General features: G+C 47.7%; 9 protein-coding genes. 8 read left to right on the forward strand and 1 reads right to left on the reverse strand.

The genetic code is table 11. The features are described 5' to 3' along the window. Positions 1-759: 759 nt before the first annotated feature. Positions 760-1659: a type II secretion system protein gene (locus Y696_RS07425; RefSeq protein WP_121510126.1), complete on the reverse strand. Its 900-nt coding sequence runs from the start codon at positions 1657-1659 to the stop codon at positions 760-762. Positions 1660-1954: 295 nt separating this feature from the next. Here Y696_RS07425 and Y696_RS07430 point away from each other — a divergent pair, with 295 nt between their 5' ends. From Y696_RS07430 to Y696_RS07465, 8 genes are all read left to right on the forward strand, one after another. Beyond that, complete coding sequence (locus tag Y696_RS07430; protein ID WP_121510127.1) at positions 1955-3106, forward strand: ROK family transcriptional regulator; 1152 nt, start codon at positions 1955-1957, stop codon at positions 3104-3106. 31 nt (positions 3107-3137) lie between these two features. Further along, positions 3138-4388 carry a sugar ABC transporter substrate-binding protein gene (locus Y696_RS07435; protein WP_121510128.1) on the forward strand — a complete coding sequence of 417 codons (1251 nt, stop codon included), beginning with the start codon at positions 3138-3140 and terminating at the stop codon, positions 4386-4388. 119 nt (positions 4389-4507) lie between these two features. Beyond that, complete coding sequence (locus Y696_RS07440) at positions 4508-5392, forward strand: carbohydrate ABC transporter permease (RefSeq protein ID WP_121510129.1); 885 nt, start codon at positions 4508-4510, stop codon at positions 5390-5392. Then, complete coding sequence (locus Y696_RS07445) at positions 5389-6228, forward strand: carbohydrate ABC transporter permease (RefSeq protein WP_121510130.1); 840 nt, start codon at positions 5389-5391, stop codon at positions 6226-6228. Before Y696_RS07440 ends, Y696_RS07445 begins: the two co-directional genes overlap by 4 nt. Before the next feature lie 19 nt (positions 6229-6247). Continuing rightward, the gene (aar, locus tag Y696_RS07450) at positions 6248-7402 is read left to right on the forward strand and encodes a bifunctional L-alanine/L-glutamate racemase (protein ID WP_121510131.1); all 1155 of its coding nucleotides are present in this window, start codon (positions 6248-6250) and stop codon (positions 7400-7402) included. Between the two features lie 61 nt (positions 7403-7463). Then, complete coding sequence (locus tag Y696_RS07455; protein WP_121510132.1) at positions 7464-10580, forward strand: glycoside hydrolase family 38 C-terminal domain-containing protein; 3117 nt, start codon at positions 7464-7466, stop codon at positions 10578-10580. A gap of 22 nt (positions 10581-10602) precedes the next feature. Continuing rightward, the gene (locus Y696_RS07460) at positions 10603-11532 is read left to right on the forward strand and encodes an ROK family protein (protein WP_121510133.1); all 930 of its coding nucleotides are present in this window, start codon (positions 10603-10605) and stop codon (positions 11530-11532) included. 3 nt (positions 11533-11535) lie between these two features. After that, positions 11536-12117 (forward strand): SIS domain-containing protein, encoded by a 582-nt coding sequence (locus tag Y696_RS07465; RefSeq protein WP_121510134.1) that lies wholly within the window; start codon positions 11536-11538, stop codon positions 12115-12117. Positions 12118-12124 lie beyond the last annotated feature (7 nt).

The following is a 12124-nucleotide window of genomic DNA, read 5'->3' on the forward strand; positions in this document are numbered from 1 at the left end:
TCAACGGTCCACCGTCCGCCGGGATCAATCAACAAGGCAAAAGTGATTTTACCTACGGCAGGAAGCGACGCTCGTTGGCGCGAGGAAAAATAGATTATTGGGCGCAATGCACTGAAGAACATCAGTGGATTCAAGGCTTCCTTTGGCAGGAGGCAAGGGCGACTGAGTCGGGAAGTGATGCCTGGAGGAACATCCAGGGAAGTGATGCCGCTTTCAGCGGGAGTCATTCAGAAGCCAGTCTGCTTTCGCAGGTCAGTCATGTTTCGACTGGCCAGTTCCGCTCGCGGGAGAAGAGCGTTCTTTAGTTTTTCCAACCGTACCTGCTACCCTCGACCCTGCCGCTTTTCGAAGATCCCGCCCGAAACAAGTTCGGATCACAACGTGAAGGACTTCCAAGAAGTCATGGCGGGAATGATAGCGATGGTTATTCCGAAAACCGCTTCGCGTCACGATTCGAATAGTCTTTGAAAGAATACTAACATGACGACAACGTTTGGCAATTCCGAGAATGCCACATTCCGTCATGAACTTTTTTCAGCCCCCGATGGAGATGCTATGGAAAAACCTTCAAATCTGTGTAATCTTTACGCACAACGCGCAACCGATCCAAAACCGGGTCCCGAAACAAGTTCGAATGACTTTGTTTGTCTAGCTGTAAAACGTCGCATACCATAATCTGAACTTGCTTCACCGTCTCAGTCCTTTGTCAAAACTGAAACGGTCAAGTTTTGGTCGAGTTAGTGTCTCCATTTAACCCATTTAGCTGATCTTCACTATTTCCAGGGTTGAGATATCTATCTTTCTTCCCTCGAGACTGTGAAAATACCAGCAGTCAGTGTCTGCGGAGTCGTTTCCGATGTTGTAAATCAGGTCCCAATTTAGCCTCTCGGTAAGTTCGCCCTTTTCAGATGATCCCAGAAAGTTAAAGACAAACTTATAACCATTGTCTGGACTGACTCTGAGAACTTTACCTGCCGGCTTATAAACAACGCCACCAAATGCACTATTAGCCCAGAAAGAAGCGTCAAGCGAGAGATCTTCAAACCTATAGTCTATGCCGGACTCCCTATCTATCCAATCTCTGGGGTATCGTCCGTGATTCACGAAAAACTCTTGAATAAGAGTTTTCAATCCTTCGCTTATTTCATCGAAGGTAGATCCGAATTCGGTGAGCGGGGCGACGGAATTTTCACCTACCAGACTGTAGTAAATAGTTTCGGAATCAAGTGATTCTCTTCCCAACCCACCGTCGAGAAAAGTGAAGTCGTCTATTCCAAAGGGAATTCCCTGTCTTGAATCGATTAGGACACCCGAGACAGTCTCGAAGTCTACACTGCGATTTGTGAATACGAAGTAGTTGTACTGGCCATCATCGTTCTTCTTCCATGCGGCGCCGAAGGAACGGCCATCAACATTTCTCCCGAGTTCGCCGATAACTTCGGGCAATTCCCCGCCCAGGTAGATCTTACTTGAAAAAACACTGGAAAGCGTCTTAAGATCTTTTGCAACTGAAACGGCGTGTGATTTCCGAAGCGTATTCACCCCTATAGGTGCAATGACAGCGATAAGGCCGGCAAGTACCGCGAGAACAATAAGCATTTCGATAAGAGAAAACCCTCGTCTTCTAGTGCACATGAAACAACTCATAGTCAAGTTCACTCACTCCCTCACCAATTCTGTCATTATATGCAATGCAATCTCGTGCCAACAGGGGATCTATGATTAGCGATTAAAGCGCCTGAAAGATATTTCTCAGAAGTGCTTTGGCTCTTTCTCATCATTGCTTTTCGCGCTATGGCAACCATTGACTTTAATCACCTTTGGCCTGAGATAATCGCCACTCAACGGGAATAATAGGACTTGATTCTTCTTTGAACTCAGCATCGTGTCCTATATAATATTTAGTAAGAAACTATTACTAAATAATCAAATTGAGTTTCAGAGGTGCCCGAAAGTGATAACGAAGCCCGGTGATCTTAGGGAAAAGAACATAGGAAGAGTGATACAGCTTCTGCTCGCAAATTCGGATATTTCAAGAGTTGAAATCGCGAGGAAAACCGAACTCACCAAGACAACAATTTCTGCCATAATTGCCTCGCTTCTGGATCTGAATATTGTCGAAGAAACCCCGGGTTTGAAGACGGGTCTAGTCGGCAAAACACCTATCCCTATGAGAGTTCGGGGCGATGCTGCAGCAGCTATTGGAGTGAATCTTGCAAGGGGAAGCACATCTGGAGTGGTCATGACGGCTTGTGGTAAGCTCCTTGAATCGGTGAGCAAAGAAGTCTCTAACCTGACTAGAGCTGATGCTACTGCCCATCTCTTTGAAGTCGTTCAGAGGTTGCTGAACAAATGTTTCAGAAATGGCATTGATGTCGATGTCATCGGTATTGGAGCTCCCTCTCCTCTGGATAAAGATAAAGGAGTGATTTACGCCCCCTACGGTTTGAGCGACTGGAAGGATTTCCCGGTGGGAGAGATTACCCGCGAAAAGTTTGGTTTGCCCGTGTTTCTCGTCAGTGATGCCGATGGCGCAGCCTTCGGAATGAAGTGCTTTGGAAAATGCAGAGATATCAGATCGTTCATCAGTATGTATTTTGATGAAGGTGTTGGGGCAGGGATCATATTGAACGACGAGATCTACAGCGGAAGCTCCGGATATTCCGGTCAGATCAGTTACGCTCTTATCAAGAGCTTCTGCAATAGCCAAGTTGAGAATAGCCGGTTTAGTCTGGATACGGTCGTCAGTGACTTGAACAAGGAAATCGGAGTCAACTGCGGGAAAATCGATGATTTCTTGGACAGGAGATTCAACGGTGGGCAAAAAATGAATTCTGTTCTGAGGAGAGTGGGTGACGAACTCGGTCGTATCGCAGCTCTTGTTTCAAACATTGTAGGTCCCGAAGCAGTTGTAGTCAATGGGCGGCTTCTAGAGTTTGGAGAAGTTTTCTTCGAAGCACTAAAGGATTCGTTTGAATCTAACCTTTTTTCGAGGGGCAGTGTTCAACTCATAAAAGGTTTTACGAATCAGTTTCGAGCATTCTCTACGGGGGCTGCGAGTTATGCGATTTTCAGTTACTTGATGGATAAAGTGCTTTCAAACTAGCACCAAAAAACTGAGAAAAGGGGGAATTCAAGTGAAAAGGAAAGTAGTTCTTTCGCTACTACTGGTAGTGCTTATCGGAGTCTTCTCGTTTGGCGTAGTTACTCTGAACTTCATCGAGGTTCTCACCAGTCCTGCAAGAACACAGGTAATCAAGGAGATAATTGCAGATTTCGAGGCTAAGAACCCTGATATCAAGATCAACCTGATATCTCCTCCATACGAGCAGGCAGATCAAAGGGCAACTCTCATGCTCAACACGAATCAGCCACTCGACATTATCGAAGTCAGGGATTATACGGTGAAGCAGTTCGTCAACAACGGAAAGCTAGAGAATCTCGAGAGCTACCTTGCCGGTTGGGAGCACAATGATACTCTTACCTTTGTCGCCAATCAGGCCGCAAGAACCGTCGATGACACGGCATTCATTGTTCCTCAGTTTTTCTTCATCAAGGGTTTATTTGTAAGAACCGATATTCTGGAGAAACTCGGCGTAAGTTACATTCCAAAGACTATGAGCGAGCTTGTCGAGCTATCTATCGACATCACTGATCCCGATAAGAACCAGTATGGATTCGGTTTCAGAGGAAAATCATGGGAGTTCAAGTTCTCAGATCTTATAGCCACTTCTTTCCTAAGCGACATCGATGAAGCCAATATTTATAAGACGAAATCCGGAGAAGCCTATTTCGATGACCCCAGAGCCATCGAGGGTCTTAAAATGTATGTGAGGCTTTTCGAGGGTGGAGTCCCTGCAGACGGAATCAACTGGGGATTCAACGAACAGGTGAATGCCTTTGTATCGGGTATCACTCCGTTCCTCATTCAGGATCCGGATACGGTCGCCCTTGTGGATGAGATGCTCGGAAGAGAGTATTACACTGTGGTGCCCATCCCGGTAGGTCCCTCCGGCAAGGCCTATATGGACTACGGATTCAGCGGACTCGGAATCCCCTCATATTCCAAGCACAAAGCAGAGGCATGGGAGTTCATAAAGTATATTTCGAGCCCCGAGGTAAACGCATACTTCAGCAAGAGTTACGGTCCGCTTCCAATCCATTCTTCCACATATGAGAATGATCCATACTTCAGTTCCGGCGTCTATACGGCATGGAGTTACATGATGAGTCACCCGGAGAAGTACATCTTCGCGTCCTATCCTCTTGACTCCGAAAAGTGGCCTGGTTGGCCGGAGATTCACCAGCAGGACATGCAATCTCTGCTCCTCGGTGATACCACAGTCGAAGCCGTTGCCGCGAAGTGGGCCGAGTACTGGGAAGACTGATAAGAAACTGAAAGATACTGACTGATTGACGATTCGGCACGGCGCAGAGACAGTTCGAGATTTGCCCGCCGTGCCGTTTTTCTAGAGCAGGCAGAGAGATGTTCTGAGAGGTGTTGATTTTGAGAAAGAATTTCTGGAAGTTTTTCGTAATGATGATTCCGGCTTTCATCCTTCTTATAGTTTTTACATACACACCCATTATCCGTGGCGGGGTTATGGCGTTCCAGCGCTATAACATGTTTGACCTCTCTGATACTGGATTCATTGGGTTTGGTAACTTCAAAGCGATCATAACCGACAGAAATTTCGACTTCGTAAGAATAGTGATCAACACACTTGTCTGGGTCTTTTTTTCTCTGATTTTCCAGTTCGGCCTTGGCTTCGGACTGGCACTACTAATGAGAAAACCCTTCAAGGGGAGAGGAATCTACTCGGCTCTCGTTTTCTATCCATGGGCGGTGTCGGGATTTGCCATAGGTCTCATTTGGGCGTGGATGTTCAACGGTCAGTTTGGGATAATCAATGACATTCTGGTAAGAGTTGGGATTATTAGTAACCCAATAGGTTTTCTGTCAGATCCTAAGTTTGCCATGATGTCGGTGATTATCGCAAATGTTTGGTACGGAATTCCTTACTTCGCAATCATGTTGCTTGCCGCACTCCAGTCCGTTCCGAATGAGCTGTATGAGGCTTCGAGAATAGATGGGGCAAACAGGTTTAAGCAGTTGTTCAAGATCACGATACCGTACATTAGGCCGACAATCGTTAGCACGGTCCTGCTCAGGACGATGTGGATAATGAATTTCCCGGAGATAATCTATGGAATGACCGGCGGTGGGCCGGCCAATTCAACTCAGATACTGGCGACACACATGATAAACAGAATCTATCAGTTCTATGACTACGGTCAGGGAGCCGCGATAGGATTCATAATCATGTCTATGTTGTTACTGTATGCGATTATTTTCCTGAATATCTCTTCCCGTAAGGAGGTAACTGTATGAAGACAGTCATGAAGGTGCTGGGTAAGGTCTTCAAAGTCATCGCTCTGGGGCTGTATCTGATTGCGGCTCTACTACCTCTTTACTGGGTTGTTGTTACATCCCTCAAGGGCCCCAGGGAGATCTACACATTTCCTTTGAAATACCTCCCTTCAAAGCTGTCCTTCGAAAGCTATTCGAAGTTGTTTGGCTTTGCTAACTTCGGAGTTTACTTTCGAAACAGCGCAATAGTGGCCCTTGCGGCTGCTTTAGCCGCCATGCTAATATCTATGTTCAGTGGATATGCACTGTCGCGAATTCGAGCGAAGAGATTCAGAAACGGTACCTTGTTAGCCATGTATTTCACTCAGATGGTTCCTCCGTTCATTCTGATGGCTCCTCTGTTTGTCATGCTGGCAAACTACGGTATGACCGATAGGCTTTCTACGTTGTTTATCCTATATGTAACTATGGTAATTGCCTTCAGCACGATCATGTCAAAGAGTTTCTTCGACAGGATACCGGTTTCCCTTGAAGAAGCTGCCGTGATCGATGGTTGCAGTACTTTGCAGGCGCTCTTCAAAGTGGTTTTCCCGCTAACGAGGCCCGGACTTGCAGCGATTTTCAGTTTCGCCTTCGTGAATATCTGGAATGAGCTTTTTCTGGCATCGATGTTCATCTTCTCCGATGAAAAGATGACTGTCCCGGTAGCGTTGAACTCGTTCATCTCTAAGGCCGGGATAAGCTGGGACGTTTTGAGCGCGGGACTTGTTGTTTCTCTCTTACCAACTATGATAGTTTTCGCCTTTGCACAGAGATATATAATAGCCGGACTTACCGAAGGCGCTGTCAAAGGATAATGATTGGAGGATCTTGAGGATGGAAAAGAAGTACGTAACTGAGATTTTGCATCATCTGGGTGAAGACGATCTACCTTGCGGGGCGGTAAATCCTCCCATATTTCAAACTTCGATCTTCTCTTTCAAGGGCTTTGACGAGTTCTCAACGGCCCTTTCAGACGAGACGAACCATTTTCTGTACACCAGAGGAAACAACCCTACAGTAAATATTCTCGAGGAGAAACTGGCTGCGCTGGAGCACGCGGAGAGGGCAAAGCTTTTCGGATCTGGAGTTGCGGCAATCGTTTCGAGTATTTCCGCTTTCTTGAAGAGCGGTGATCACATAGTAACTGTCAGGGACTGCTACAGCTGGACATCCACCTATGTAACCCAGTATCTGGCCAGATTTGGAGTGGAACATACCTATGTGGAAGGTAACGATGTGAATGAGATCGAGGCAGCTCTTAGACCCAACACGAAGATTATCTATCTCGAAAGTCCCACTACTTTCACTTTTAAGCTGCAAGACTTGACGGAAGTATCTTCACTGGCCAGGATGAGGGGTGTGAAGACGATAATAGACAACACCTGGGCGACTCCCATCTACCAGAATCCGATCGATTTCGGAATAGACCTGGTAGTCCATTCCGCATCCAAGTATCTGGGCGGAAACAGCGATGTCGTAGGAGGAGTTGTAGCAGGGTCCGATGAGGATGTCAGAAGAATATTCGAAAAAGAGTTTCTCAACACTGGAGCCGTTCCCGATCCCTTTGCTGCCTGGCTTATTCTGAGGGGGATCCGGACTCTGCATATCCGGATGCCCGTGCATTTCCAGAACGCTATGCAGCTCAGCAGAAGGCTACAGAAGAGTGAAGCCGTCGAATCCGTTTTGTATCCGATGCTCGAGAGCTCGGAGCAATATGCGCTTGCCAAGAAGCAGATGAGGGGAGGATCGGGCCTCTTCTCGTTTAAGCTTAAGACCCGGGATATCGACAGGATAAAGAAATTCGTGAACTCCCTGAGATTTTTCAGGAGAGCCGTCAGTTGGGGCGGGTATGAAAGTCTGATCTCTCCGTACGCCGTTTCTCACAGGGACCCCGGTGACAATGTATCTCTGATAAGGATTCATGCCGGTCTAGAAGAAATTGAAGTCCTTTCGGAGGATCTCGATAGAGCCATGAAAGAGCTCGGCTGAGCTGGAATTTCGTTAATCGAATACGCGGAAAGATAAGTTGTGAAAGACTGGAGGGGGCACCGTGTATCATTCTAGAAATGAGTACTGTACAAAGCTTAGAAAGGAACTAGCTGAGCTTTTCCCGTATACTTTGATCGAGAGAAAAGCGATTGGCGGATGGAGATTCAGTGATTCCGGCGCGGAAAGACCGCCCGAGAAAGGCTGGAAGGAGATCTCCGTGGGCTACCGGTGGGATGAGACAAAATTCCCGGTGTGGTTCAGAACCTCCATAGAGTCAGAAAAACCTGAAGACGGAGAGAGGCTCTACCTCAAAGCGGTTCCCGGAGGAGAGAGTCTGGTCTTGATTGACGGCCGTTCTTTTGGCGAGATAAATGTATATCATCAGTTTCTTGACCTAACAGAGTTTGCTGATGGGAAGAGCCACGTAATTGATATACAGACAGTGCCGAAGGGGCTGTTCGGTACTCACTTGCCCGATCCGGTCTTTGAAGGCGCCGAGCTGCTCCTTCAAGATAGATCCATATCAAGCACATATCTCGATTTTACGGTCGCGATCGAGGTTCTTGAGGCAACCAGAGATGAATTCCTCTCAGAGAAGCTACTGAAAATCATAAGCGACTGCCTCTCCGAGATCGAGCTTCCTAGATCTACTGATCAGTACTTCAAGACGGCCCCTGACAATCCGACTCTTTTCGGGCACCATACATATGGAAGCGTAAACGAGATCTGGCAATCCCCGAGGTTTGAGAAGTCTGAAGGGAACAGACTGACCGACAATTATCGCCGCACGGTCATGAAGGCCCGTGAGAAACTCGCGAGTAATATAGCCAGCTTGAGAGACAAGCATAGTGCGATGGGCACCGTTCATGTTACCGGTCAGTCACACATTGACTATGCCTGGCTTTGGCCGATAGATGAGACCAAGAGGAAGATCAGAAGGACCTTCGCCAATGCCGTAAGAATGATGGAGAAGTTTCCGGAATTCGTTTATCTTCAGTCTTCGGCTCAAATGTTCATGGATTTGAAGGAGAACGATCGCGATCTCTTCGAGAGGGTAAAGGAGAAGATTTCGCAGGGCAAATGGGAAGCGATCGGCGGAATGTGGGTTGAGAGCGACTGCACCGTCTCCAGCGCCGAATCACTTGCCAGGCAGTTTCTATACGGCCAGATGTTCTTCGAAGAGGAGTTCGGGATGAGATCTTCTGTGGCATGGCTTCCAGATGTCTTTGGCTTCTCCTGGATACTTCCTCAAATCATGAAGGAAGCGGGAATAGAATACTTCTCGACGACCAAGCTGAAGTGGAATGAGAAGAATCGTTTCCCTCTCGACCTCTTCTTGTGGAGGGGGCTGGATGGCAGTGAAGTAGTCTGCCATTTCTTCGATAACCCTCTCGGGGGTTACAACGGAATGCTTAATCCAGAAGCGATTCTTGGCACATGGGAGAACTTCCAGGATAAAAGAGTTTACGATAAGACAATAACCACCTTTGGCTACGGCGACGGCGGCGGCGGTCCGACAGACGAGATGGTCGAATACTATGAAAGGCTCAAAGAGTATCCTGGCATGCCGAAACTCGAAATGGCCCCCTTGACGAACTATTTCAAGGAGTTGCCTTCCACTCTGGAACTGCCCGTTTGGGACGACGAGCTGTACTTCGAGCTCCACAGAGGAACATATACTAGCCAGGCAAGAACAAAGAAGCTGCATAAAGATGCTGAAGACGCTCTGTACAGACTGGAAGCCGTCGGTGCTATGGTCTGCAGTAGAGAAAAGTATCCGCTCAAAAAAGTCAGAAAACTGTGGGAGATACTACTTCGTAACGAGTTTCACGACATTCTTCCCGGTTCATCCATAAATGAAGCTCACATCCAGGCCGAAGATGAACTTGGTCAGCTAATCAGAGAGGCAAATGAAATAACCGGTACTCTACTTGACTCTGTTGGCGATGGAAATCCTTCTCTCAAGACCGTAATCAATGTTGGATCTTACCCTCAACAATCAATATTTATTGACGACAATGAAATGAATCTCTATGACCGGGTGGGCAAACTTCTGGCAAGCCAGAGAACATATGACGGAAGGTTTATTTACAGCTCAGATCTGTATATTCAACCGTTTTCGAGCGAGGTTTTCGAGTGTATCGGTGGAGAGGTCGAGGAACACGCTATAGAAAGTGATCCCGTCCTCGAAAACAGCTTTTTGCGTGTTGAAGTAAACCCCGATGGAAGTGTTTCCGTTTTTGATAAGCAACTTCAAAGAGAAGTAACCTCCGGCCCAGGGAACTGTCTCTACGTATACAAGGACATTCCAGTTGCTTGGGATGCGTGGGATATCGATCACGATTACGAGATATCTGGCAAGAGACTGACCGCCCTCGATGTGAGGACGATTGAGAGCGGTCCAGTGAGAAAGGTCGTTCAGGCGAGATACGAGTATGAAGGAAGCTCTATAGTGCAGAGATACATATTGAACGCCTCTTCAAGGAGACTGGATATTGAAAACGATATCGACTGGCACACTAGAAGGACTCTTCTCAAGGCTCACTTTCCCGTCAGCATTCTTTCTAGAGAAGTAAGATGTGATCTCTCCGCGGGATACTCAAGGAGAAGTACGAGGGTTCGAAACACCTTTGAAGATGCCCGATTCGAATTTCCGGCCCATCGCTGGGTCGAGCTGGAAGAGCCAGGTCTTGCCGTAGCTATTCTCAATGACGGAAAGCATGGTCATTCCTGCAACGGTTCAGATATATCTCTTACACTTCTTAGATCGCCCATTTATCCCGATTTCTTTGCAGATGAGGGAAGGCATCGTTTCACCTACTCGTTGTTCTCTCATGATGGAGAGGATGCTGTCAGGGTGGTCGAGGAAGCCGAGGACCTTAACAAGGAGATGATCAAGATTGACGGAAAGATAGATCTTGAAACAGCCGTGTTGCAAATCTCAACGAGAAACCTCAAGGTACTCGCCTTGAAGCATTCCGAGAAGAGCGGTTACGTACTCCGGCTCGCTGAAGTAGAAGGGAGGCGGGGAGTAGCAAAGATCAGTACTGGACTGGCCTTTGAACGATGCTGGATTTCGAACGTTCTCGAGGATAAAGTGCGCGAGCTCCCGGTAATTGACGGTAAAGTCGAGCTCCCCTACAGGCAGTTCGGTCTCCACACGCTCAGGTTTGAATGAGGCGAGATCATGAAGGAAAGCGATGGAGTTGATTGAAGAAAGAACCCTCCTTGGCATAGATGTGGGAGGTACGAAAACGGCCGTCGTTCTCGGAGATGAAACTCTCAACATCCTCGCAAGAGCAGAGTTCCTGACCGAACCAGAGCTCGGTTTTCAGAGCTTCATCGAGAGGCTCTCTTCCGAAATCATCGGTCTGACAGGAGATTTGATTCCATCCAGGGTGGGAATATCCGTCGGCGGTCCTATGGATTGTAAAACGGGTACTTTGTTCAACCCTCCTCACCTTCGATGGGGAACCGTTAACATAGTTCAACCGTTGGTGGAGCGTTTTGGTTTCTCGATCACGATCGAACACGACGGAAGAGCCGGTGCACTTGCCGAAAGCATTCTGGGGGCCGGCAGGGGCTTTCTAAACATTGTCTTTCTGACTCTGGGAACCGGCCTGGGAGCAGGCATAATTATCAATGGGAGTATTTATAGTGGATCTACGGGATTGGCTGGAGAGGTTGGTCATATGAGAGTAGCCGAGGATGGTCCCTCGCTCTTCGGAAAGAACGGTTCATGGGAATCTTTTTGTGGTGGTACGGGAATTTCACTATATGCGCATTACAGATTTCCTGAACGGTTTGGGCGAGGAATGACTGCTCAGGAAATTTCACGTCTTGCACTGAAGAAGGATCCTAACGCCATCACCGTCCTTGAGGAAAGCGGAGCATACTTTGGGGAAGGTCTCGCCGTACTGCTGGATATTCTCGACCCTGACAGGATAATTCTCGGTAACCTTGCCTGGCGCCTTCCGAAAATCTGGCTTGAGGCTGCTCTAAAGAGGGCAGCGGAGGAAGCGCTTGTCGGCGATGAGGCGAGAAATCGGGTCGTTATTACGGAGCTCAAAGACAGGATTGGTGACTATGCCGCTTTGATTGTGGCAAGCGGAATGGGAAGAAGGAGATAGGAGATGGAGTTTAATCGTGTAGCGCGTATGGCTTTTGAGGAGAGCATACGAGTAAAGAGTGAGTTTATCGACAAGTATGAAGAGCTGATATACGAGGTTGCGCGCGAGATAGCCAGAAGAACAGGGAATGGCGGAACCGTCTACCTGATGGGGAACGGCGGTAGTGCAGCAGATGCAGCACATCTGGCGGCTGAACTCGTAGGAAGGTTATATTTGGAAAGAAGACCGATCAGGGCAGTATCGCTACCCAGTAACGACTCGATTCTCACAGAAATCCCTAACGACTTTGGATATGACCAGGTCTTCTCCAGACAGCTCGAAGCCTTTCTGGGAGAAGAGGATATTGTGATTGCAATTAGCACTAGCGGACAATCGACAAACATTTTAAGGGGACTGAAAGTGGCGATAGAGAGACGTTCGCTGAGAGTTGGATTAACGGGGAAGACTGGCGGCGAGATGCTTGGCTTATGCGACTATCTATTCAAAGTAGACTCTACTGACATTCCAAGGATTCAGGAAACGCACATAACTCTCGGTCACGTATTGTGTCAGCTTATCGAGGCGATTACCGTCGGAAGAGAGTAAATATGGC

Origin of the sequence: Mesotoga sp. H07pep.5.4, from assembly GCF_003664935.1 — a bacterium.
GTDB classification, from domain to species: Bacteria; Thermotogota; Thermotogae; order Petrotogales; family Kosmotogaceae; genus Mesotoga; species Mesotoga prima.

What these genes read in the sequence shown, in the direction of transcription:
- aar (WP_121510131.1), top strand. Translation starts at nt 6,248, where the DNA reads ATGGAAAAGAAGTACGTAACTGAGATTTTGCATCATCTGGGTGAAGAC.
- Y696_RS07445 (WP_121510130.1), top strand. Translation starts at nt 5,389, where the DNA reads ATGAAGACAGTCATGAAGGTGCTGGGTAAGGTCTTCAAAGTCATCGCT.
- Y696_RS07465 (WP_121510134.1), top strand. Translation starts at nt 11,536, where the DNA reads ATGGAGTTTAATCGTGTAGCGCGTATGGCTTTTGAGGAGAGCATACGA.
- Y696_RS07460 (WP_121510133.1), top strand. Translation starts at nt 10,603, where the DNA reads ATGGAGTTGATTGAAGAAAGAACCCTCCTTGGCATAGATGTGGGAGGT.